Here is a 22831-nt window from a genome sequence, read left to right as displayed (position 1 = left end):
TCGTGGGGGTGCGCCGGCGGGTCCGTGACGCACTCATCCAGGTCTACGAGCGGCGCCTGGCGCGGGCGCTGGAAGGCGCGGACGTGCCGAGGCACGTGGGCGTGATCATGGACGGCAACCGGCGGTGGGCGCGCGCCATCGGGCTGGAGGACGTCGCGCACGGGCACCGCCGGGGCGCGGCGAAGATCGCCGACCTGCTCGGCTGGTGCGACGACGCCGGCGTGCAGGTGGTCACCCTGTTCATGCTCTCCACCGACAACCTGCGCCGGCCCGAATCCGAGCTCAACGCGCTGCTGGCCATCATCGAGGACGTCGCCGTCGACCTGTCCCGGCCGGGGCGGCGCTGGCGGGTGCGCAGCATGGGGGCGCCGGAGGTGCTGCCGGCGCGCACGGTCGCCGTGCTCGAGCAGGCCGAGCGGGACACCTGTGACCGCCCCGGGGCGACGGTCAACCTGGCGGTCGGGTACGGCGGGCGGCGGGAGATCGCCGATGCGGTGCGCTCGCTGCTGGCCGAGCACGCCACCCGCGGCACCTCGCTGGAGGAGCTGGTGGAGGTGCTCGACGTCGAGCACATCGCCGAGCACCTGTACACGCGTGGTCAGCCCGACCCGGACCTGGTCATCCGCACCAGCGGCGAGCAGCGCATGTCGGGGTTCCTGCTGTGGCAGACGGCCAACGCCGAGTTCCACTTCACCGACGTCTACTGGCCCGACTTCCGCCGCGTCGACTTCCTGCGGGCGCTGCGGGACTACTCGGCCCGGCACCGCCGCTTCGGCGGGTGACGGTGGCTGGGAGACTGGCCGCCATGACCGCGGGAGCTCTCGACGTCGCCCTGGAGTACGTGCGGCTGGGGCTGCGCTTCGACCGCCTGGAGGCCGGCTTCGTCGACGCCTACACCGGCGATCCCCGGATCCGCGCGCAGGTGCAGGACGAGCCGGCGCCCACGCCGCGGCAGCTGCGCGACCGCGCGCGGGAGCTGCAGCGCGAGCTGGACGCCGCCGGGCTCCCCGAGGAGCGCACGTCCTTCCTGCGCGGGCAGCTGACCGGTCTGGAGTGCAGCGCGCGGAAGATGAGCGGCGAGCCGGTCGGCTTCGTCGAGGAGGTGCGCGCCTACTTCCAGGTCGACGTCGAGCTGGGGGACGAGGCCGCCTACGCCGCCGCACACACCGAGCTGGACGCCCTGCTGCCCGGCGACGGGTCGCTCGCGGAGCGGTACGCGGCGCACCGGCGTCGGGAGGAGTGCCCGCCGGACCGGCTGGAGAGCGCGGTGCAGGCGCTGTCCAGCGCGCTGCGCGACCGGGTGCGTGGCCGGTACGGCCTCCCGGAGGTCGAGACGGTCCGCTACGAGGTGGTCACCGACAAGCCGTGGTCGGGGTTCAACTACTACGAGGGCGGCTACCGCTCCCGCGTCGCGATCAACGCCGATCTGCCGCACCGGCTCTCCCAGCTCGCGCACCTGGTGGCGCACGAGTCCTATCCCGGGCACCACACCGAGCACTGCCGCAAGGAGCAGGGGCTCGTCGAGCGGGCCGGCCGGATCGAGCACACGGTCTTCCTGGTCAACACCCCCGAGTGCCTCATGGCCGAGGGGCTCGCCGACCTCGGCGTCCCGGCGGCGATCGGGGAGGGCTGGGGGAGCTGGTCGGCGGAGATCCTCGGCGACCTCGGTCTGCGGTTCGACGGCGACCTGGCCGAGCGGATCGCGGTGGCGGCCGCGCCGCTCAACCGGGTCCGTCAGGACGCCGCGGTGCTGCTGCACGACCGGGGCGCCGGGGCCGACGAGGTGGCGGCCTACCTGCAGCGGTGGGCGCTGGTGAGCCCCGAGCGTGCGCGGCAGCAGATCCGCTTCCTCACCGACCCGCTGTGGCGGGCATACATCTCCACCTACGTCGAGGGGTTCGACCTCCTGACGCGGTGGCTGGCCGCCCGCCCGGCGGACCAGCCGGTCGCCGACCGCTTCCTCCGTCTGCTCGACGAGCCGCTGACCCCGCAGCGGATCGCCGCCGAGATCCCGGCCGCCTGACCCGTGGCAGCCCGCTCCCCGGCGCAGGCGCGGTTCCTGGGGCTGTGGACCGCGGGCTGGCTGGCCCTGCTGCTGGTGGCCGGCATGCTCCGGTTCGGCGACCCCGCGGTGCAGTGGCCGGTGCTGGTGGTCCCGGCCCTGTGGGCGCTGGTCGCCCTGCGGCCCCGGCGGGCGTCGCGGGCCGGCGGTGCGGGTTCCCGGCGCCCCGGTCGATCGGCCGAAGAGTGGGCCGAGGACAGGTGGGCCCACGACGAGGAGGCCGAGGACCGGTGGGTCGACGACAGGTGGGCGGAGGACGGTCGGGCCGACGACCCGTGGGCCGAGGACGGTCGACCGCGGGACGCGGGACGGTGGCCCCCGCCGGGCGAGCGCACCGACACCGTGGAGCGTCCCGCGCTGCGCCGCCGGTCCGACGGCACAGACCGGTGGCGGTGAGGGGTCGGCGCTGACGCCGTCGGCGAAACCGGTGGAAGCTGTCGGCGGGCGGAGGGATGCTTTCGCGCGTGATCCACGCCCGCGGCCTCGCCCGCACGTTCCGCAAGCGCAAGCAGGAGGTCCACGCCGTCGTCGGGGTCGACCTGGACGTCGCCCCCGGTGAGATCGTCGGCTTCCTCGGCCCGAACGGGGCCGGGAAGACGACGACGCTGCGCATGCTGACGACGCTCCTGGAGCCCACCGCGGGCACCGCCACCGTGGCCGGCTGCGACCTGCGGGCCGACCCGGTCGGGGTCCGCCGCCGCATCGGGTACGTCTCGCAGAGCGGCTCGACCGCCCCGGAGGCGCGGGCCGGGGAAGAGGTCGTCGACCACGCCCGCCTCTACGGCATGAGCACCGCCGAGGCGACCGAGCGCGGGCAGCGGCTCTTCGCCGAACTCGACCTCGACGGGCTCTGGGAGCGCCAGCCCAAGGCCATGTCGGGCGGCCAGCGCCGCCGCCTCGACATCGCGGTCGGGTTGATCCACGTGCCGGAGCTCGTCTTCCTCGACGAGCCGACGACCGGGCTGGACCCGCAGGCGCGGGCCAACCTGTGGCAGCACATCCGCGGGCTGCGCGAGGAGCGCGGGACGACGGTCTTCCTGACCACCCACTACCTGGACGAGGCCGACGCGCTCTGCGACCGGATCCTCGTCATCGACCACGGGGCGATCGTCGCCGAGGGCACTCCCGACCAGCTGAAGTCGCAGGTGGGCGGCGACGTGCTCACCGTGATGGTGGAGCGCCCGGAGCAGGCCGCGGAGGTCGCCCGCCTGGTCGAGGCACTGCCGGGGGCCGAGCAGCCGCAGCTGCTCGCCGACCGGGTCGTGGGCCGGGTGTCGCACGGAGGTCGTGCGCTGGTCGAGCTGGTGCGGGCCCTGGACGCCGCGGACGTCCCCGTCAGCGGCATCGAGAGCCGCCGGCCCAGCCTCGACGACGTCTTCCTCGGCCTGACCGGCCGGTCCCTGCGCGAGTCCGGCGCCGCGCCGGCGTCACCCCCCGCTCCGGCGGTGGCCGGGCGATGAACACCCTCCTGCGCGACACCGGAACCGTGTTCGCCCGCGCCATGCGGATGTCGCTGCGCAACCCCGCCTGGCTGGTGATCAGCCTGATGCAGCCGATCCTCTACATCCTGCTGTTCGGGCCGCTGCTCGAGCCGCTGGCCGGTCAGCTGGGTCCGGGCGACGCCTACCAGATCTTCGTGCCCGGCATCCTCGTGCAGCTGGGCATGTTCGGGGCGCTGTTCGTGGGCTTCGGGCTGATCGCCGAGTGGCGGGCGGGGGTGATCGAGAGCCAGCGGGTCACCCCGGCCAGCCGCACCGCCCTCCTCCTCGGCCGGGTGCTGCGCGACGTCGTCGTCCTGCTGACGCAGGGAGCGCTGCTGGTGCTGGTGTCCATCCCGCTCGGGTTGCGGGCGCCGGTGCTCGGCGTCGTCCTCACCCTGCTGGTCGTCGCCCTGCTCGGTGCGGCGCTGGCGGCGGTCTCCTACGCCCTGGCGCTCACGCTGAAGAGCGAGGACGCGTTCGCACCGCTGCTCAACGCTGTCGTCTTCCCGCTCGTGCTGCTGTCGGGCATCCTGCTGCCGATGAGCCTGGCGCCCGGGTGGCTGCAGGCGGTCAGCGACGTGAACCCGTTCAAGCACGTGGTCGAGGCGGCCCGTGAGTTCTTCGTGGGCGGGTACGGCACCTCGACCGCGTGGTGGGGGGTCGCGATGACGGTGTTGCTCGCGGTCCTCGGCTGGGCGTTCGGGGTCCGCAGGTTCCGTCGCGAGTCGAGCTGACGGTCCGTGCGGGACGGCTGCGACGGATGAGGCCTCCGGGTGACATCCACTCCTTCTCGTGGGGTGCACGTCACGTGGATGTCACCCCCCGGGCATAGCGTCCGCAGTGGACGGCGAGCTCCCCTCGCCGTCCACGGGAGGCCCGGTTGGTGCGACTGCGTTCGTCGTCCAGAGGGGCCGGTCCCCGGCTCCTGCGCCGGGGCCCGGCCACCTTCGAGCAGGGGTGCGCCTCGTCACCGGGGCGTCGCCTCACGGGAGCCGACTCGTGACCACTCGCCGTACGTTCGTCCTCGACACCTCCGTCCTGCTGTCCGACCCGGGCGCGCTGCTGCGCTTCGGCGACGCCGACGTGGTGCTGCCCCTCGTCGTCATCGGGGAGCTGGAGGACAAGCGCAACCACCCCGAGCTCGGCTGGTTCGCCCGCCAGGCGCTGCGCATCCTCGACGACCTGCGGGTCACCCACGGCAGGCTCGACGCGCCGGTGCCGGTGGGGGAGAGCGGCGGCACGCTGCACGTCGAGCTGAACCACAGCGACCCCGCGGTGCTCCCGGCCGGTTTCCGGAACGACAGCAACGACAGCCGGATCATGGTGGTCGCGCTGAACCTGCGGGCGGAGGGCCGGGACGTCTGCCTGGTCACCAAGGACGTGCCGCTGCGCGTCAAGGCCGCGGCCGTCGGGCTGGACGCCGACGAGTACCGCGTGCTCGACGCGGTGGACGCCGGCTGGACCGGGATGGCCGAGGTGTCGGTGGAGGACGCCGAGCTCGACGTGCTGTACGAGGACGGCGAGGTCTTCCTGCCGGCCGCCGCCGAGCTGCCCACCCACACCGGTCTGGTCCTGCTCTCCTCGCGCGGCTCGGCCCTCGGCCGGGTCACGCCGGACAAGCAGGTGCGGCTGGTGCGGGGCGACCGGGAGGCCTTCGGGCTGCACGGGCGCTCGGCCGAGCAGCGGGTCGCGCTGGACCTGCTGCTGGATCCGGCGATCGGCATCGTGTCCCTCGGTGGTCGGGCCGGCACCGGCAAGTCGGCGCTGGCCCTGTGCGCGGGGCTGGAGTCGGTGCTGGAGCGGCGGGCGCACAAGAAGGTGGTCATCTTCCGGCCGCTGTACGCCGTCGGCGGTCAGGAGCTGGGGTACCTGCCGGGCGGCGAGGGCGAGAAGATGTCGCCCTGGGCCCAGGCCGTCTACGACACCCTGGGCGCGCTGGTGTCCCGCGAGGTGCTCGAGGAGATCGCCGCGCGGGAGCTGATCGAGGTGCTGCCCCTCACCCACATCCGCGGCCGCTCGCTGCACGACTCCTTCGTGATCGTCGACGAGGCGCAGTCGCTGGAGCGGGGCGTGCTGCTCACCGTGCTGTCGCGTCTGGGCAGCAACTCCCGCGTGGTGCTCACCCATGACGTCGCCCAGCGGGACAACCTGCGGGTGGGCCGGCACGACGGCGTCACCGCGGTCATCGAGAAGCTGAAGGGGCACGTGCTGTTCGCGCACGTGACGCTCACCCGTTCCGAGCGCTCGCCCATCGCGGCGCTGGTGACCGAGATGCTGGAGGACCTGCCGCTCTGACCTGAGCAGCCGCGTCGGCCGCTCTGGGGGTGGTTCTTCCCGCTGCACGGGTTCTGCAACGGCCCGGGAGCAGCGGGAACACCCCCGGAGCGGGGCGTCCACAGGCGCCGCCGTCGTCCACCGGACCGGCGCGGGCCTGGTCACCCGGGCGGGCCGCGTCGGACGGTCGGAGGATGACCGACCCGCACTTCCACCCGCCCGTCCGTCTCCGCCGGGACGCCCTGACCGAGGGCTGGTCCGACGGCGAGCTGGCCCGGGCCGTCCGCTCCGGGGAGCTGAGCCGGCTGCGCCGAGGGGCCTACGTGGACGCCGTCCTCCCCGCCGGTCCGGCCGCGCAGCACGCGCTCCTGGTCGAGGCCACCGTGGCGCTGCTCCGCCGCCCGGCGGTCGTGAGCCACCAGTCGGCGGCCGTGCTGCACGGGCTCCCGCTGTGGGACGTCGCGCTCGACCGGGTGCACATCACCCGGCCGCCGGGCTCGTGGACCGACCGCAGCCGGGTGTTGTGCTGTCACGTGGCGCGCATCCGCGACGACGAGGTGGTCCGGGTCGGCGGCGTGCCGGTCACCGATCGCGTCCGCACCCTGCTCGACCTCGCCCGCTCCCTGCGGTACGAGGCGGCCGTGGTCGCCCTCGACGCCGCGCTGCACCGGGGGCTCGTGACCTACGACGAGCTCCGCGCGCGGCTGTTCGACATCGTCGGAGCTCCCGGGACGCGGAGCGCGGCGCGAGCCGTCGCTGCGGCGGACGCCCGCAGCGAGAGCGTCGGGGAGAGCCGCAGCCGGGTGATCCTCCAGCGCTGGCAGCCGGCTCCCTCGGCGCTGCAGTTCGAGGTCCTCTCCGCCGGCGGGGACCTGGTCGCCCGCACCGATTTCGCCTGGGAGGGGCCCTCCTGGTGGGAGAGTTCGACGGGCGGGTGAAGTACGGCCGGCTGCTGCGGCCGGGGCAGGACCCCGGCGACGCCGTCTTCGCCGAGAAGCGCCGCGAGGACGCTATCCGGGACGAGGGCTGGCACGTCGTCCGCTGGGTGTGGGCAGAGCTGTCCGTGCCGCACCGCCTCGCCGCGAAGGTGCGCCGGGCGGTGGAGCGGGCCCAGCGGCGAGCCGGGTGACCGCTCCGCTGGTGCGGCACCCGCTGTGGGCTCCGGCACGGCTCGCACAGCGGGAGTTCGACCCCGGAGCCGGTCAGGCGGCGTCGGCCGGCTCCTCCGTCGGCGTCGCCCGGGCGGCGGGCCGTCGCCGGCCCTCGGGCGCGGGCTTGGGTGGTGTGACGACGGCGCGGACCAGCGCGACGACGACCCAGCCGGCGGCCAGGCACCACGGCAGCCGGTTCACCATGTCCTCGGTCGTGAAGTCCCCGCGCAGGCCGAGCGCGAGCACGGGGACGGCCAGCACGAGCCCGACGAGCAGGACGTCCCAGCGGAACGGGCTCATGTCTGCGGGCTGTCCAGGCGCTCGCAGAGCAGCGAGGCCCAGCGGTGCGGGGTCGCGCGGGCGCCGTCGAGGAGGGCCACGGGGACGGTCAGCCGCTGCAGCACGGCCGCCGGGTCGGCGCTGAGGTCGGTGTCCTGCACGACGAGGGCGTCGACGCGGGGCAGCCCGCCGAGCCACACCTCGAGGTCCTCGGGCTTGCGGGTCGCCTCGGCGACGGCCCAGACCGACGCCGGCGACCAGATCGCCAGCATCTGCGACATCCAGTAGAAGTCGCTGCGGAGCGGCGCGTCCACGGCGACGATCGTCAGCATGCCGACGTCGGTCGCCTCGTGCTGACGGTCGATGGCCGCGTCGACCGTGGTCACCCGGCTGCCCTTGGGGGCGAGTCCGGCGAGGTCGCCGCGGGTCGCCCACTGCACGCGGTCGGGGTCCAGCCGCAGGGAGACGGCGAGCGCGCGCGCGGCGCGGAGCGCCTCGACACCGGGCCCCACGACGAACAGCACCTCACCGGCTCCGGTGGGGAGCTCCGGCGCCTCGGGCAGCCGCGCGGCCAGCACGCGGGTCAGCGCCGCGTAGGTGCCCTCCGCCTCGATCCGGCCGGCGAAATCCGCCGCCAGCAGGTCCTGGGGCAGGCCCAGCTCGCTTAGCCGGGCGACGATCTCGCGCGGGCCGGCGGGGCTGAGCCCGGTCCGCCGCGACGGCGCCGGGGCGGCGGGGACGTCGGCGGCCCGCGCGGCGGGAACCGGCCGGTGGACAACGGCGTCCTCGTCGATACCGGCCAGCTCCGGGTGGTCGTCGCCCATGAGGGGACCCACCGGGAGGCGCGTGACGGTCGCCAGGGTGCGGGGTGCGGCCTGGGTCCCCTCGGCCTCCCGGGCAGCGGCGTCGCGCGGGCCGGCTGCGGCGGGGCGTGACGGGGGGACCGCCGGGCGGCCCGACGCCGGCGGCACGGGGGGCAGCCCACGACCCCGCGCGCCGGGCAGCGGCGGCAGCAGGGACACCCGCGGCATGACCGTCGTGGCGTCCGACGACAGGGTGAGCGGGGCGGGGTCGCTGGCGGTCCGGGCGAGCAGCGGCTCCTCGGCGACGGCGTCCGCGGCGGCCACCTCCTCGGCGACGGCGTCCGCGGCGATGGCCTCCTCGGCGACGACCTCCTCGGCGACCGTGTCCGCGGCGATGGCTTCCTCGCCGAGAGCTTCCGCGGCGGTGGCGTCCGCGGCGATGGCGTCCTCGGCGACCGCGTCCGCGGCGACGACCTCCTCGGCCACGGTCGCCTCGGCGGGCGAGGCCTCGGCGACGACCTCCGCGGCGGTCTCCGCGGGCAGCTCCACGGCGTCCTCGGCCACGGCGAACGGGACCCAGTCGTCCTCGACGGCCGGCACCGGTGACTCGTCGACGACCGCGGCACCGCCGTCCTCGACGACGAGCGCGGCCTCCCCGGCGACCGTGGCCACCTCGAGCGGAGCCGGCGACGTGGGAGCCCCGCCCAGCACGTCGGCCCAGATGGGCGAGTCGGTGCCGACGGGACGAGCGAGGACCGGCTCACCCCACAGCGCGGTGTCGGCGGCGGAGCTGCCCCAGCCGAGGTCGGCGGAGGTCGGTGCGGGCGCCGCCGGCGGGAGGGGGTCGTCGAAGAGGGGGAACGACGACACGGCGCCGACGGGCTCCGGCACGACGAGTGCCGGCGTGGGCGGCGACGAGGTGACCGGCTGCTCGCCGACCGAGGCGAACAGCGGGGTGTCGAGGGGGTCGGGCTCGACGACGGGGAGCTCGCTGCGGCCCGGCTCGTGGTCGACCAGCTCGGGCGTGGTGGTGACCGGCTCCGGCAGGAAGGCGTCACCGGCACCCGGGAGGTCGAGCGCAGGCAGCACGGGCTCGGCCTGGACCGGCTCGGTCAACGCCTCCCGCGGGGAGTCCCCGGCCAGCATCTTGCGCAGGATCCCGGCGAGGGCCTCGTCCGAGTGGCCCTGGGCCAGGGCGTCCCGCAGCGCCTCCGCGATCTCCTCCTGCCGCGCGGACGGCGCCGGCGCGGCGGGCTCCGGCGAAGGGGCCGCCCAGGTGGGCAGGCCGTCGGCTCCGGTCGTGGACGTGGAGGGCGGCGCGGTGGCCTGATCTCTCACCGTGAACTCCTCCTGGTGCACGGCCTGGGACCGCGTCGACGGGTCTGCTGAACGAATGGCCGCGGCCAGGGACGAGCGGGGCGCCGGCGTGCCGGGGGCTTCGGCGGTGAACGGAACCGGATCCTGTGCGGCCGGGTGGAGCTCCGCCGGCTGCGCCAGCGCTTCCTCGACGGCCTGGCGCACGTCGCGATCCCCGGAGACCATGCGGGCCAGTGCCGCCGTGAACGGGGAGGGCGCGGCCTCCGCGTCGTCGCGGGCGGCGGTCGGCTGCTTCGCCGGCGACGGAGCCGTCTGCGTGCGCGGGGTGGACGCGGCTCCGCGCGTCGCCTTCGGGAAGGTGGCCCGGGACGCCGACGACCGCCCGTACCCGGTGGAGGGGGCTGCGGGGGTGGCGGGAGTGCCGGTACCGGCGGGCGAACCGCCCAGCAGGCCGGCCAGCTCGTCGATCCGCTCGTCGTCCGCGGGCGCAGCGGGCGCGGCGGCCGCAGCAGGCGCGGCGGGCGCAGCGGGCGTGGTGGGCCAGGAGGAGGCCCCGGACGTCACCGGCTCCACCGGTGCCTGGCGCGTGGCCTCCGCGGCCCAGGCGGCGGCGCCGTTGCGGGCAGGGGCTGTCGTGCGGGCGCGGGCCGGAGCAGCCGAGGCCAGCGGGGAGTCGTACGCGGCGACGGGGGTGGCCTGCGTGGGGCCCGTCGACGGCGAGGGGGCGCCGGGGCGGACGAACTGGTCGGGCGCCACCTCGGCGACGTACCGCTCGGTGGCGAAGAAGCCCAGCACCCCGCCGGAGCGGACCCGCCGGACCCCGACGACCCGGACGTGCGGCCCGAACTGCTCGCGCGCGGCCGCGATCGCGTCGTCGCGCGTGGCGGCCTCAACGGATCGCAACGGCACCGCTCACCACTCCCAGCGACTCGATCTGGGCCGTCCGGGACACCTCCGCGTAGGAGATGACCGGCAGCCGGGGCAGGATCTGGCGCATCAGCCGCGCGAGCGCCGCGCGGACCTGAGGCGAGCAGACGAGGACGGGGGACAGGCCCTGCCGCTCGGCCTCCTCGAGCATGCCGCTGCAGCCGTGGACGAGGGCGTCCACCGCGCCGGCGTCGAGGGCGAGGACGGCGCCCATCTCGGTCTGGCGGACCGCCTCGAGCAGCCGCTGCTCGAACCCGGGCTCCAGCGTGAGCACGTGCAGCCGCTCGTCCGGCGTGACGTAGGGCTGGCTGATCGCCGAGCCCAGTGCCGACCGGGTGGCCTCGACCAGTCCGTCGAGTTCGGTCGAGTGCTTGGCACGTACAGAGAGTGCCTCGAAGATGCGCACCAGGTCGCGGATCGACACACCCTCGGCGAGCAACGCATGCAACACGCGTTGCACCTCTCCCAGGGTGAGCAGCGCCGGGGTCAGCTCCTCCACGACGACCGGGTGGGAGCGGCGCACCATCTCCACGAGGAGGCGGACGTCCTCCCGCCCGAGCAGGTCCGCAGCGTTCTGCCGGACGACCTCCGCCAGGTGGGTGGTGATGACCGATGAGCGGTCGACCACGGTCGCCCCGGCCATCTCGGCGGCCCGCTGCAGCTCCGCGGGCACCCACTTGGCGGCGAGCCCGAACACCGGCTCGCGGGTCGGCTTGCCGGGGAGCCCGTCCAGCGCGTCGCCGATGGCGAGCACCGTCCCGGCGGGGGAGCTGCCCTTGGCGACCGGCACGCCGTTGAGCCAGATGACGTACTGCGAGGAGGGCAGGTCGAGGTTGTCCCGGGTGCGCACCAGCGGGATGACCAGACCGGTCTCCATGGCGACCTTCCGGCGCAGGGCCTTCACCCGGTCCAGCAGGTCGCCGCCGCGCGCGGTGTCGACCAGGTCGACCAGGTCGAAGGCCACCTCGAGCTCCAGCGGGTCGACCCGCATCCGCTCGGCGATCGCCTCGGGGGAGTCCGGGGCGGGTTCCAGCTCGGCGGCCGCCGCGGCTGCCTCGGCGTCCTCGTCGATCTCCGGCTCGTCGGTCAGGCGGGTGGCCAGGAAGAGGAACAGCGCACCGACGAGCAGGAACGGCAGCTTGGGCAGTCCCGGGATCAGGCACAGGGCCAGGGCGGCGCCGCCGGCGATGCGCACCGGCTGCTGGAACCGGCCGAGCTGGGCGATCAGGTCGGTGCCCATGTCGCCCTCGCTGGCCGACCGGGTCACGATGATGCCGGTGGCGGTCGACATCAGGAGCGCGGGGATCATCGAGACGAGCCCGTCGCCGACGGTCAGCAGCGAGTAGGTGCTGACCGACTCGGCCGGGGTGAGGCCGCGCTGCATCATGCCGATGGCGAAGCCGCCGATGAGGTTGACCAGCGTCACCACGATGCCGGCGATGGCGTCGCCCTTGACGAACTTCGACGCGCCGTCCATGGAGCCGTAGAAGTCGGCCTCGGCGGTGACCTCGTGGCGGCGCTTGCGTGCCTGGGCCTCGTTGATCAGCCCGGCGTTGAGGTCCGCGTCGATCGCCATCTGCTTGCCCGGCATGGCGTCGAGGGTGAAGCGGGCGCCGACCTCGGCAACGCGACCGGCACCGTTCGTGATCACCACGAACTGCACGATCGTGAGGATCAGGAAGATCACCAGACCGACGACCAGCGAGCCGCCGATGACGATGTGGCCGAACGCCTCGATCACCTTCCCGGCGTAGCCGTCGGTGAGCACCAGCCGGGTGGAGGAGACGTTGAGGGCCAGCCGGAACAGCGTCGCGATGAGCAGCAGCGACGGGAAGACGGCGAAGTCCAGCGGCTTCCTGATCTGCATCGCGACGAGGAGGACGAGCAGCGAGATCGCGAGGTTCAGCCCGATCAGCATGTCCATCATCGCGGCGGGCAGCGGCACCACCAGCATGAGCACGATCGAGACGACGCCGATCGGGACGGCGGCCTTGCCCAGGCCCTTCACTCGCCCGCTCCGGGGGCGGGGGACAGACGCTGGCTCACCCCTCCCTCATCGGCAGGCCGGCACGCAGCCGGTACCTCCCCATGGCCACCGCTCCTGGCTCACCGCTGGGGGGGTCCTGGCTCACGGTCGACGCTGAGCCAGGACCCGGAATGATCAGGTGACCTGATCACCATCGTTCAGGCGGCGACGGTGGGGCGGCGCCGGCCGGCCTTGGGCAGATCCGTCGTGTCCGGTGCCTCGAACCCGGGACGGTGGAACCCGCCGCGCACGCCGCGTGCACCCAGGTGCATGACGAAGGCCAGCACGCGGGCGACGGCGGTGAACAGCTGCGGGGGGACCTCCTGCCCCAGCTCGCAGGAGGCGTGCAGCGCCCGCGCCAGCGGGACGTCCTGGACCATCGGCACGCGCGCCTCGGTGGCCCGTTCGCGCAGCTTCGCCGCCACCTCGCCGGCGCCCTTCGCCACCACGCGGGGTGCGCCCTTGGCGGCGTCGTACTTGAGCGCGACGGCGACGTGGGTGGGGTTGACCAGGAGGACGTCGGCGTCGGCCACCTCGGCCATCATCCGGTTGCGGGACATCGACATCTGCACCCCGCGGCGGTGCGCCTTCATGTACGGGTCGCCCTCGGCCTGCTTGTGCTCCTGGGTGATCTCGTACTTGCTCATCTTGAGCTGCTTCAGCATCTTGGTCCGGACGACGACGAAGTCGGCGACCGCGATGACCAGGCCGGTGACGGCGACGACCCGGAACATCAGGACGGCCGAGTCGGTGAAGGTGGCGGCGACCGCCGAGAGCGGCAGCGCACCCGCGGAGGACACCAGCGTCTGGGCCCGCTCGCTGGTGACGATCACGACCGTGCCCAGGGCCGCGGTCTTGATCAGCGCCTTGGACACCTCCCACAGCCCCTGGGTACCGAACATGCGCTTGAACGCCGGGAGGGGGTTGAACTTCTTCAGCGTCGGCTTCATCGGTTTGCCGGCGAAACGCACCCCGCCCTGGGCCGCCGAGGAGGCGACGCCGACGAGCATGAGGGCGATCGCGGTCGGCAGCAGCGTCGTCAGGAAGGCCACCAGCGCCGTACCCAGCAGCGCGGTGACCGTGGTGACCTCGGGGTTCCTGGCCACTGCGCCGACGTGCACGAACAACTGCCGCACCGTGTCGAAGGCGTTGCCCACGAGCATCGGCAGCAGGAAGCTCGCCGCCGCCACTCCCAGCCAGGTGCCCAGCTCCTGGGTCCGGGGGATCTGCCCCTCCTTGCGCGCCTTCTTCAGGCGCTGGGGAGTGGGCTTCTCGGTCTTCTCACCACCCGGTCCGTCCTTGGCCATGCGTCACCCCCTCAGCCGCCGCGTAGCGAGGTCATCGCCCGCACACCGTGCTCGAGCAGCGAGTCCAGGGCCGGTGGCAGCAAGGGGAACGTCAGCCCCAGCATCGCCAGGGTGAGCATGATCTTCACCGGGAAGCCGAGCGAGAAGACGTTGAGCGCCGGGGCGGCGCGGCTCAGCAGCGCGAGCGCGACGTCGGCGAGCAGCAGCACGGCGACCATGGGGCCGGCGATCTGCAGGGCGGCGAGGAACATCATCGAGAACGCGGTGACGAGGACGGCCGCGAGCTGGTCGGTCGGCACGTCCCCGCCCACGGGAAGCCCCTCGTAGGAGGTGGCGAACCCCTTGACCATCAGCAGGTGGCCGCCGCTGGTGAACAGCAGCGTGGTGGCCAGCAGGTAGTGCAGCTTGCCCAGCGAGCCGTTCTGCGACATCGACAGCGGGTCGTAGCCCGGCTGCAGGGCGAAGCCGCCGGTGACGTCGAGGATGTCGCCGGCCATCTGCACCGCCGTGAACAGCACCTGGACGACGAACCCGAGCGCCGCGCCGATGACCACCTCGGTCACGGCGGTGACCACCAGGAAGCCGGCGGTCGGCTCGGGCAGGGTGGGGGCGATCTGGGTCGACAGCAGCACCGCGAGCGCCAGGGCGAGGGCGCCCTTGACCGGACCGGGGATCACCCGGGAGTTGAACGGCGGGGCGAGCAGGATGAAGCCGGCGGCCCGCGCCGTGCCGAGGAGCAGGGCCGCGAGCGTGACCGCCGGGACCGAGAGGTCCACGGCGCTACGTCCGGTCGAGCAACGCCGGCAGCTGGTCGAACAGGGCGTGCGTGAAGCTGACCATCTCGGAGAGCACCCAGTTCCCGGTGACCAGCAGGGCGATCGAGACGGCGATCATCTTCGGGACGAAGGAGAGCGTGGCCTCCTGGATCTGGGTGGCCGCCTGGAACAGCGAGATCAGGAAGCCGACCAGCAGGGCGGTGATCAGGAAGGGCGCGGCGACCTTGGCGGCGAGCATCATGGTCTGCGCCGCGATCTCCGTGACGTCGGCGTCCGACATCAGCCAGCCCCCCCGTAGGAACCCACCAGCGCGGTGGTGATCAGCGCCCAGCCGTCGACGACGACGAAGAGCAGCAGCTTGAACGGCAGGGACACGATGGTCGGCGGGACCATCATCATGCCGAGCGACATGAGCGCGGCGCTGACGAGCATGTCGAGCACCAGGAACGGGATGAAGATGACCAGCCCGATGATGAAGGCGCTCTTCAGCTCCGAGAGGACGAACGCGGGGATGAGCGTGGTCATGCTGACCGCGGCCGCGTCCGCCGGGGCCTCCTCGCCGGAGAGCCCGATCATCAGCTTCAGCTCGTCCTCGCGGGTGTTGGCCAGCAGGAACTCGCGCAGCGGCCCCACGCCCGCGTCGTAGGCCTGGGAGACCGACATCGTCCCGTCCATGTAGGGCTGGACGGCGAGCTCGTTGATGTCGGAGAACACCGGGCCCATCACGAACAGCGTCAGGAACAGCGCGATACCGGTCAGCACCTGGTTCGGCGGCGACGTGGCCATGCCGAGCGCGTTCCGGGTGAGCCCCAGCACCACGACGATCTTGGTGAACGAGGTGGCGAGCAGGAGCACCGACGGGGCGACCGACAGCACCGTGATCGCCAGAATCAGCGTGATCGAGTTGCTGGGGGAGCCGTTGCCGATCGAGATGTCCACGGCACCACCGACCTCGGGCGCCACCGGCGCCGTCGGCTCCGTGGGTGCCGTCGGGACGGCCGCGGCCGGACCCGCCAGCAGGACCGCCGCCACCGTGGCGACCAGCAGGGACAGCAGGACCACGAGGGCGCGGCGTCGTGCCCGCCGGCTGCCCGGGGAGGGCAGCGCGCACAGCGCGGTCGTCATGTCCGCCGGACCGTCCGCTCGCGCAGTTCGTCGACCAGCGTGCCCCAGCCGTTGCGGTCCAGGACGGAGCCGGCGAGGACGCCGTCCCCGGAGCGGGCCGCCTGGACCGGGATCGCGGGCGTGCCCTCGCCCGGGCCGTCCGCGGTCCGGGGTCCGCCCGGGGCCCGGCGCTCGCGCAGCGCTGCGTCGACGGCCTCGGCGTCGACCTCGGCGAGCAGGGTGACGTGCTCCTCGGTGGCCCCGACGACCAGGACGACGTCGGCGATGCGCACCACGTTGACGGTGCTGGTGCGGCCCATCCGCTGCCGGGCGAGCACCTCGATGAGGCCGTTGCCCTGGCCCAGGCCCTTCTTCTTCGCCAGCCGGGCGGCGAACCAGAGCACGCCGCCGATCAGGGCGAGGGACAGGAACAGCCGGATGATCATCCACGTCATGAGGCCTGGGCCCCCAGCTCGGCGGCGTCGGTGACGATCTCGCTGATCCGGAGGCCGAAGTCCTCGTCGACGACGACCACCTCGCCGCGGGCGATCAGCGTGCCGTTGACCAGCAGGTCGGCCGGCGCGCTGGCGGCGCGGTCGAGCTCGACGACCTCGCCCGGGTGCAGAGACAGCAGCTCCTGCACCGTCATCCGGGTACGGCCGATCTCGACGGTGACCTCCATGGCCACGTGCCGCAGGAGCTCGAGGCTGCCGCGCTGCTCGCGGGCGGCGGGCAGCGTGACCTGCAGCGCGAGGGTGGCCTGGTGCTCGCCGTCGGCCAGCAGCGGGACGGCGACGAACATGCCCTTGTCGCGCAGCCCGTCGAGGGCGGCGACGGGCTCCTCGGTGCGCTCGGAGGCCACGCGCACGCGGCCGAGGGTGGCCGCGGCGGCCTCGAGGGCCGGGCGCAGGGCCGCGGAGACGTCCATCTGACCCACGGGGGAGTTCTGCAGGGCGTCGACGACGTCGCTGGAGAGCACCAGCACGACGTCGCCGGAGACCTCGCCGGAGAGGCCGGCGGTGACCGCGACCGCGGCCGCCGGGGGCAGCGGGACGGTGTCGGGATCGCTCACGGGGGCGCCGGCGGTCAGCACCGAGGACGAGGGGATCAGGTCGGCGGCGGCACGGGCGGCCGCGGCGACGACCGCCGTGACGGTCTGGGAGTCCTGCGAGTCGGTGCGGGGCGCGGTCATGCGGAGTCCTTCGCGGCGTGCGGGGTGGGGACGATCGAGGCAGCCAGTCGTCGCCGGTGGTTGCTGGCAATCGCGTAGGCGAACGTCACGTCGTTGGTGGTGACCTCCAGCGGGCTGTCCCGGGGATGGCGGAGCAGCAGCACGTCGTCGACGGCGAGGGAGAGCAGGTCGGAGGAGGAGACGGTGAGCGGGGCGAACCGGACGCTGACGTCCACCGGGACCAGGTTCAGCCGGTCGATCAGCGCCTCGCGGGCTCGCTGGCGCTTGCGCAGCGCGGACTCCGACAGCTGCGGGGAGGCCGCGTTGTTCAGGGCCTGGGCGAAGGAGGAGAAGGGCAGCACGACGGTGGCCTCGCCCTCGCGGCTGCCGACCTGTAGCGAGTAGCTGGCCACCATGACGGTGTCCGAGCCGGCGGCGGCCTGGGCGAGCTGCGGGTTGTACTCCCGGCCGACCAGCACCGGCTGGAGCTCGGTGACGGACGCCAGCGAGGTCGCGAACTCGTCGAGCAGCCGGTCGAGCAGGTGGTTGGTGATGGTGGTCTCCATCGCCGTCATCGGCCGGTTGGGCTGATCGGCGCTGCCGGAGCCGCCCAGCATGTGGTCGACCATCGCCATGGCGATGTCGAGGGGGAAGGCCAGCAGGCCCTTCCCGGCGAGCGGCTCCAGGGTGAACGTCGACATGAAGGTGGGGTTGGGCAGCGTCCCGACGTAGTCGTCGTAGGAGAACTGCTCGATGCCACCGAGCTCCATGCGCGCACCGGCCCGGAGGAACGTGGTGAGGATGGTCGTCGCCTGCCGGGCGAAGGCCTCCTGCGCGATCTGCATGACCCGCACGTGCTCGCGGGAGAGCTTCGTCGGGCGGCGGAAGTCGTAGGTGCGCGGCGCCCCGCGGCGGCTGCGGCCGCTCGAGGCGGCGGAGGTCGGAGCCGGGGCCGGCGCGGCGGCCGGGGCCGGTCCGGTCTCGGGGGTGGTCACGCAACCCCTCATCGGCGGGGACCGGCAGCACCCTGACCGGGTGCCACCGGGAGCCCGTGGCGGCCGGGGAGCGCGTGACGGGTGGTGCGGCTGATGCACGACAGGGGTGCCCTCCGTGATCGGAGGGCACCCCTGCGTGGTCGCGCGGGCGCTACTGGGTCACGTACTCCGTGTAGTAGATGCCCATGACCATCGGTACGTCGTGCTCCGTGTAGGCCTCGATGATCTTCTGCTCGAGCGACTCCTTCAGCGCGTCCCGGGCGCCGGTCACGTCGGCCGGGTTGGCCTGCGAGAACGTGGAGATGATCGCGTCGTAGGCCTTGGCGCCGTCGACCCCCCCAGCGCCGTGGCCGCCGCCGGCGGCCGCCGCGGTGTAGTCGAGCGTGATGCCGATCTTCAGGTAGCCCCCACCGGCCAGGTTCACCGCGATCGGCTCCAGAGCGGTGTAGCCGCCGTGCTCCGGTGCCGCGGCCTCGGCCTTGCCCGAGCCGGCGAAGAGGAAGAAGTAGGCAGCGCCGGCCCCGGCGAGCAGCACGACGGCCAGGATCAGGAAGAGCTTCTTCTTCCCGCCGGAGCCCTCGGTCTCCTCGCCGTCGGCGGGGGCGTTCTTGTCCTTCTTGCTCATTCGGTCACTCCATGGTGGGCGGCGTCGAGCCCGGGCAGGAGGGCGTTGGCCTCCGCCGAGGCGCTGGACAGGACGACGACGTCGACCCGTCGGTTGACGGTGAGGGCGTTGGGGTCGGACTCGGGCACCAGTGGCCGGGTCGAGGAGTAGCCGGTGGCCGACAGGCGTGCCTGCGGGACCCCGTCCGTGGCCAGGTACCGCACGACCGTGGTCGCCCGGGTGGCCGAGAGCTCCCAGTTCGACGGCCACGGGCCGCCGCGGGTCACCGGGAGGTGGTTGGCGTGCCCCTCGACGCCGAGCGCGTTGGGCAGCCCGGTGAGGGTGGGTGCGATGGCGCCCAGGATGGCGCGGCCCTCCGGTCGGAGCGCGGCCTCCTCGGCGTCGAAGAGCACCTGGTCGGCGACGATGTGCACGACGAGGCCGCGCTCGTCGATCTCGTAGCGCGCGGCACCGGCGTGGCCGGCCGCGGCCAGCGCGGCCTCGATCTTCTGACGGGCGGCCGCCAGCTCGTCGTAGGCGGCCTTCGCCTCGGCGGCGATGCGCTCGGCCCGGTCGGCGGCGGCCTGGGCGGCGGCCTTGTCGATCTGGGCCTGCTGGACCGTCGGGTCCGGCGGGATGGCGGAGGCGATGTCCACCACGCCGGGGAGCCCGTCGAGCACCGACCCCTCCGGCGTCGGGCCCGGCTGCACGGTGATCGGCCCGCCGAAGCTCTCGGCCATGCCCTTGGCCAGGGCGGCGAACTTCTGCTCGTCCACCTTGCTCATCGCGAAGAGCACCACGAACAGCACGAACAGCAGCGTCATCATGTCGAAGCCCGACACCAGCCACCGTTCGTGGTTCTCGTGCTCCTCGTGCTCCTCGTGCTTCTTGCCGCGGCGGCGGCCGTGACCGGTGCTCACGAGGTCACGCCGCTTCCTTGGCCACCGAGCCCGGCGGCACGAGCGAGGTCAGCTTGAGCCGGACGGCCCGCGGGCTCGTGCCGGCCTGGATCTCGGCGATGCCCTCGACGAGCAGCTCCATCTGCGCGGCCTGCAGCTCGCTGACCCGGAGGATCTTGGCGCCCATCGGCAGGAACCAGAAGTTGGCGGCCATGACGCCCCACAGCGTGGCGATGAACGCCGCAGCGACCATCGGGCCGAGCGTCTCCGGGTTGTTCAGGTTCCCCATGACGTTCATCAGGCCGACGATGCAGCCCAGGATGCCGATGGTCGGCGCGTAGCCGCCCATGTTGTTCATGAACTTGGCGGCGACCTTGTCCTCGGCCTTCTTCGCCGAGATCTCGCTCTCCAGGACGGCGCGCAGCTCCTCGGGGTCGGTGCCGTCGATGCCCATCTGCAGGCCGCGCTTGAGGAACGGGTCCTCGATCGCCTTGACCTGCGCCTCCAGCGCGAGCAGGCCCTCCTTGCGGGCCTTCTCCGCGAGGCTGACCAGCGTCTGGATCTGGTCGGTCGGCGGCGGCACCTTCGCCGGCATCACGGCCATCTTGAACCAGTTGCCGACCTTCTTCAGGTCGTCCATCGTCTGGCTGGCCGCCGCCGCGCCGAAGGTCGCGACGACGACCAGGATGATCGCCGGCAGGAAGATCAGCGACGTCGGGTCGGCGCCTTCGAGGATCATGAAGACGATCAGGGCGACGATGGAGATGGTGAACCCGATCAGGGTGGCCGGATCCACGGATCAGCGCTCCTCTCGGGTCGGGAAGGGGACGACCGACGAGTCGCCGACCTGCTGCTCGGGGACGTGCGGGCGGTAGGCGCCCCGGTCCATCTCGTAGGAGAGGGCGAGGATGCCGGCGCGGTACTCGCGGATCTCCTGCAGCACCTCGGCCACGCTCTCGCGCACCACGTACTTCGTGCCGTCCACCAGGAAGGCGACCGTGTCCGGGTGGCCCTCGACCTTCTCGATCAGGTCGGGGTTGAGCGCGAACTGGTCGCCGTTCAGGCGCGTCACTCGGATCACGGGTCGGACCTCTTGCTCGGTGGGGGTGGGTGGGAAGTGGACACGGATCGGGCGGGAACGGCACTTCTGTCATCGGCTCCGGACGGGGGGTCCTTGAGCCGAAGGTGCTGGCGGGAGCCGTGTGACCGACGGCCCGGTCACCCCGAGGGGTGACCGGGCCGCCCGGTTCACATGCTGGAACGGCCTTCCTGCAGGGCCCCGCGCTGAGCTCGCGAAGCGTGGGGGGCAGGAAGGTCCTTCATCAGCGCTTCAGGTTCACCAGGTCCTGGAGGATCTCGTCGGAGGCGCTGATCACGCGGCTGTTCGCCTGGAAGCCGCGCTGGGCCACGATCAGGCTGGTGAACTCCTCGGAGAGGTCGACGTTGGACATCTCCAGGGCTCCGGAGACCAGGTTGCCCCGGCCGCCGGCCCCGGCGACACCGATCATCGCCACACCGGAGTTGTCGCCGACGCGGAAGGCGGAGTTGCCGGCCTTCTCCAGTCCGCTGGGGTTGTTGAAGGCGGCCATCGCGAGCTGGCCCAGCGGCTGGCGCAGCCCGTTGGAGTAGATGCCGGTGATCGTGCCGTCGTTGGAGAGCTGGAACGACTGCAGCGAACCCAGGGCGTAGCCGTTCTGCTCCGGGGCGGTCACCTCGCTCGAGCCGGCGAACTGGCTGATCGTCCCGAGGTCGACGGCGACCGGGCCGGGCCAGCCGGCGGCGCCGGGGGCGAAGCTGATCCCGCCGGTCGGTGCGGTCATCCTGCCCGCCGTGTCGAAGGTGACGGTGCCATCGAAGGCGGAGCCGTCGGCGTTGGTCAGCGGGAGCGCCGCGCCGCCGTTGTTCTGGACGGTCAGGCTCCAGGTGTCCGCGCCCGTCTTGTTGAACGTGTAGGTGACCGACTGGGCGACGCCCTGCGCGTCGTACATCGTGGTCGGGGTCTGCACGAACGACCCGATCGGGGCGGCGGCGTTGAGGTTGCCCTCGAGCGTGCCGGTCCCGGTGGCGCGCGGGTTGACGATCTGGCCGTAGGGCACGGTCAGGGCGCCGATCGGGCCGTTCGGGTTGATGGCGCCGTTGGCGTCGGCCACCCAGCCCTGCAGGATGCTCCCGTCCGGGGTCACCAGCCGGCCGTTCGCGTCGAAGTCGAACGAGCCGGCCCGGGTGTACAGCTGCTCCCCGCCGGGCCCGGTGGTGACGAAGAAGCCGTCGCCCTCGATCATGAAGTCGGTCGAGCGGCCTGTCGACTGGGCCGCCCCGTTCGTCCAGTTCGTGGTGACGGCGGCGAGCTTGACGCCCAGGCCGATCTGGGCGGGGTTCGTGCCACCCCGGTCCTCGGCCGGGGCGCCACCGGCGCGCACGACCTGGGACAGCGTGTCCTGGAAGACGGTGGCGCTGCTCTTGAAGCCGACGGTGTTGACGTTGGCGATGTTGTTGCCGGTGACGTCCATCTTGGTCTGGTGTGCACGCAGACCGGAGATGGCGGAGAACATGGAACGGAGCATCGGGGATCTCCTCCGGGTGGGGTCTCGGGGTGGGGGAGCGCGGGTCGGCGCAGGGGTGTGGTGGGGGTCAGCGGGTGCCGACGTCGGTGATCCGGCCGAGCGGCACCGCGACACCGCCCACGGTCGCCACCGCCTCGGCCGTGTCGGTGCCCAGCCGGACCGAGCTGACGACGCCGGTTCGCGCGGCACCGCTCTCGTCGGTGTAGGTCACCGTCTGGCCGACCATCGCGCCGGCGCTGCTCGAGCGCTGCAGCGCCAGCATCGAGGCGTTCTGCTTCGCCAGCTGCTCCAGCTTCTCCACCTGGCTGAAGGTGGCCGTCTGGGCCATGAGCTGGTTCGTGTCGGCGGGGTTGCTCGGGTCCTGGTACTTCATCTGGGCCACCAGGAGCTTGAGGAAGGTGTCCTTCCCCATCTGGTCCCCACGCTCCACGGAGTTCGTGGCGCTGTAGGTGGCGGTGGTGCCGACGGCACCGCCGACTGCGTCCGGCATGAGGTGACTCCTTCTCTCAGGCGAGCACGTCCACGCCGGACGACGTGGATCGCATGCGGGGGCGGGGCGGCCCCTCCTCCCCGCTATCGGCAGTCCGCTGCCCGGACCGGAACCGTTCGCCGGTCCCGTCGGAGGCCGGCGAACGGCCGCCCGGCCCCTGCTGCGCCTGCTGCTCGGCGGCGTGCCGCGCCAGCCAGGAGCCACCGGCGTCGGCGTCGACCTCGACCCGCGAGGGGCTGAGCCCGGCGGACTCGAGGTCGCGGCGGAGCTCGGGAAGGGCGTCCAGGAGCGCGGCACGGCCGAGCTCGTGAGCGCCGCGCAAGGTGAGGTCGAGGCCCCCCTGGCCGACGGTCACCTTCACCTCGACCGGGCCGAGGTTCTCGGGGGTGAGCACCAGCGTCATCGTGTGCGAGCCGTCGCCCGCCCCGCTGAGCACCGCCACCTGCCGGGCCACCTGACCGGAGACCGGCAGCGTCGCCCCGGAGCCGGGGGGGGGGGGGGGGGGGGGGGGGGGGGGGGGGGGGGGGGGGGGGGGGGGGGGGGGGGGGGGGGGGGGGGGGGGGGGGGGGGGGGGGGGCGGGGGGTGGGGGGGGGGGGGGGG

At 73.5% G+C, this 22831-nt stretch carries 25 protein-coding genes; 8 read left to right on the top strand and 17 right to left on the bottom strand.

Annotated features, from left to right (window positions below; genetic code table 11):
• The first annotated feature begins 2 nt into the window (after positions 1-2).
• The 8 genes from ACI79Q_RS11505 (at position 3) to ACI79Q_RS11470 (ending at position 6946) form a co-directional block, all read left to right on the top strand.
• A complete protein-coding gene (locus tag ACI79Q_RS11505; protein WP_456590557.1) occupies positions 3-782 on the top strand; it encodes an isoprenyl transferase in 780 nt (259 codons plus the stop codon).
• Positions 783-805: 23 nt separating this feature from the next.
• Positions 806-2023, top strand: coding sequence for a DUF885 domain-containing protein (locus ACI79Q_RS11500; protein WP_456590558.1), 1218 nt, complete (start codon positions 806-808; stop codon positions 2021-2023).
• Positions 2024-2026: 3 nt separating this feature from the next.
• Entirely contained in the window at positions 2027-2458 is a 432-nt protein-coding gene (locus ACI79Q_RS11495) for a hypothetical protein (protein WP_456590559.1), read from the top strand.
• 68 nt (positions 2459-2526) lie between these two features.
• Positions 2527-3522 (top strand): ATP-binding cassette domain-containing protein, encoded by a 996-nt coding sequence (locus tag ACI79Q_RS11490; protein ID WP_456612940.1) that lies wholly within the window; start codon positions 2527-2529, stop codon positions 3520-3522.
• Positions 3519-4277: an ABC transporter permease gene (locus tag ACI79Q_RS11485; RefSeq protein ID WP_456590561.1), complete on the top strand. Its 759-nt coding sequence runs from the start codon at positions 3519-3521 to the stop codon at positions 4275-4277. The genes ACI79Q_RS11490 and ACI79Q_RS11485 overlap by 4 nt, the downstream gene beginning before the upstream one ends.
• A gap of 265 nt (positions 4278-4542) precedes the next feature.
• Entirely contained in the window at positions 4543-5838 is a 1296-nt protein-coding gene (locus ACI79Q_RS11480) for a PhoH family protein (RefSeq protein ID WP_456598048.1), read from the top strand.
• A 173-nt stretch (positions 5839-6011) separates the two neighbouring features.
• On the top strand, positions 6012-6755 hold the full coding sequence (locus tag ACI79Q_RS11475) for a type IV toxin-antitoxin system AbiEi family antitoxin domain-containing protein (RefSeq protein ID WP_456614720.1): 744 nt from the start codon (positions 6012-6014) through the stop codon (positions 6753-6755).
• A complete protein-coding gene (locus tag ACI79Q_RS11470) occupies positions 6731-6946 on the top strand; it encodes a hypothetical protein (protein WP_456614719.1) in 216 nt (71 codons plus the stop codon). Before ACI79Q_RS11475 ends, ACI79Q_RS11470 begins: the two co-directional genes overlap by 25 nt.
• A 73-nt stretch (positions 6947-7019) precedes the next feature.
• Here ACI79Q_RS11470 and ACI79Q_RS11465 read toward each other — a convergent pair whose 3' ends face one another.
• From ACI79Q_RS11465 to ACI79Q_RS11385, 17 genes are all read right to left on the bottom strand, one after another.
• The gene (locus tag ACI79Q_RS11465) at positions 7020-7268 is read right to left on the bottom strand and encodes a hypothetical protein (RefSeq protein WP_456598046.1); all 249 of its coding nucleotides are present in this window, start codon (positions 7266-7268) and stop codon (positions 7020-7022) included.
• Positions 7265-10276 (bottom strand): hypothetical protein, encoded by a 3012-nt coding sequence (locus tag ACI79Q_RS11460; RefSeq protein WP_456614718.1) that lies wholly within the window; start codon positions 10274-10276, stop codon positions 7265-7267. Before ACI79Q_RS11460 ends, ACI79Q_RS11465 begins: the two co-directional genes overlap by 4 nt.
• Entirely contained in the window at positions 10257-12302 is a 2046-nt protein-coding gene (gene flhA, locus ACI79Q_RS11455; RefSeq protein WP_456598044.1) for a flagellar biosynthesis protein FlhA, read from the bottom strand. The genes ACI79Q_RS11460 and flhA overlap by 20 nt, the downstream gene beginning before the upstream one ends.
• 176 nt (positions 12303-12478) lie before the next feature.
• Positions 12479-13627 (bottom strand): EscU/YscU/HrcU family type III secretion system export apparatus switch protein, encoded by a 1149-nt coding sequence (locus ACI79Q_RS11450; RefSeq protein ID WP_456612942.1) that lies wholly within the window; start codon positions 13625-13627, stop codon positions 12479-12481.
• An 11-nt stretch (positions 13628-13638) separates the two neighbouring features.
• A complete protein-coding gene (gene fliR, locus ACI79Q_RS11445) occupies positions 13639-14403 on the bottom strand; it encodes a flagellar biosynthetic protein FliR (RefSeq protein WP_456612943.1) in 765 nt (254 codons plus the stop codon).
• A gap of 4 nt (positions 14404-14407) precedes the next feature.
• Complete coding sequence (fliQ, locus tag ACI79Q_RS11440) at positions 14408-14683, bottom strand: flagellar biosynthesis protein FliQ (protein ID WP_456612944.1); 276 nt, start codon at positions 14681-14683, stop codon at positions 14408-14410.
• Positions 14683-15528 (bottom strand): flagellar type III secretion system pore protein FliP, encoded by an 846-nt coding sequence (gene fliP, locus ACI79Q_RS11435; RefSeq protein WP_456612945.1) that lies wholly within the window; start codon positions 15526-15528, stop codon positions 14683-14685. Before fliP ends, fliQ begins: the two co-directional genes overlap by 1 nt.
• Positions 15525-15962 (bottom strand): FliO/MopB family protein, encoded by a 438-nt coding sequence (locus ACI79Q_RS11430; protein ID WP_456590571.1) that lies wholly within the window; start codon positions 15960-15962, stop codon positions 15525-15527. Before ACI79Q_RS11430 ends, fliP begins: the two co-directional genes overlap by 4 nt.
• On the bottom strand, positions 15959-16699 hold the full coding sequence (fliN, locus tag ACI79Q_RS11425; RefSeq protein WP_456590572.1) for a flagellar motor switch protein FliN: 741 nt from the start codon (positions 16697-16699) through the stop codon (positions 15959-15961). The genes ACI79Q_RS11430 and fliN overlap by 4 nt, the downstream gene beginning before the upstream one ends.
• Positions 16696-17673 carry a flagellar motor switch protein FliM gene (locus tag ACI79Q_RS11420; RefSeq protein ID WP_456612946.1) on the bottom strand — a complete coding sequence of 326 codons (978 nt, stop codon included), beginning with the start codon at positions 17671-17673 and terminating at the stop codon, positions 16696-16698. Before ACI79Q_RS11420 ends, fliN begins: the two co-directional genes overlap by 4 nt.
• A 151-nt stretch (positions 17674-17824) precedes the next feature.
• Positions 17825-18298: a flagellar basal body-associated FliL family protein gene (locus ACI79Q_RS11415; RefSeq protein WP_456590574.1), complete on the bottom strand. Its 474-nt coding sequence runs from the start codon at positions 18296-18298 to the stop codon at positions 17825-17827.
• The gene (locus ACI79Q_RS11410; RefSeq protein WP_456614717.1) at positions 18295-19197 is read right to left on the bottom strand and encodes a flagellar motor protein MotB; all 903 of its coding nucleotides are present in this window, start codon (positions 19195-19197) and stop codon (positions 18295-18297) included. Before ACI79Q_RS11410 ends, ACI79Q_RS11415 begins: the two co-directional genes overlap by 4 nt.
• A 4-nt stretch (positions 19198-19201) precedes the next feature.
• A complete protein-coding gene (locus ACI79Q_RS11405) occupies positions 19202-19972 on the bottom strand; it encodes a motility protein A (protein WP_456590576.1) in 771 nt (256 codons plus the stop codon).
• Positions 19973-19975: 3 nt separating this feature from the next.
• Positions 19976-20257 carry a flagellar FlbD family protein gene (locus ACI79Q_RS11400; RefSeq protein ID WP_456598038.1) on the bottom strand — a complete coding sequence of 94 codons (282 nt, stop codon included), beginning with the start codon at positions 20255-20257 and terminating at the stop codon, positions 19976-19978.
• Positions 20258-20498: 241 nt separating this feature from the next.
• Positions 20499-21740 (bottom strand): flagellar hook protein FlgE, encoded by a 1242-nt coding sequence (locus ACI79Q_RS11395; protein WP_456614716.1) that lies wholly within the window; start codon positions 21738-21740, stop codon positions 20499-20501.
• Between the two features lie 67 nt (positions 21741-21807).
• A complete protein-coding gene (locus ACI79Q_RS11390) occupies positions 21808-22230 on the bottom strand; it encodes a flagellar hook assembly protein FlgD (RefSeq protein ID WP_456590579.1) in 423 nt (140 codons plus the stop codon).
• 16 nt (positions 22231-22246) lie between these two features.
• Entirely contained in the window at positions 22247-22672 is a 426-nt protein-coding gene (locus ACI79Q_RS11385) for a flagellar hook-length control protein FliK (RefSeq protein WP_456590580.1), read from the bottom strand.
• Positions 22673-22831: the final 159 nt, after the last annotated feature.

The organism is Blastococcus sp. SYSU DS0828, from assembly GCF_054050975.1.
This window is presented reverse-complemented; position numbering and strand designations above follow the sequence as displayed.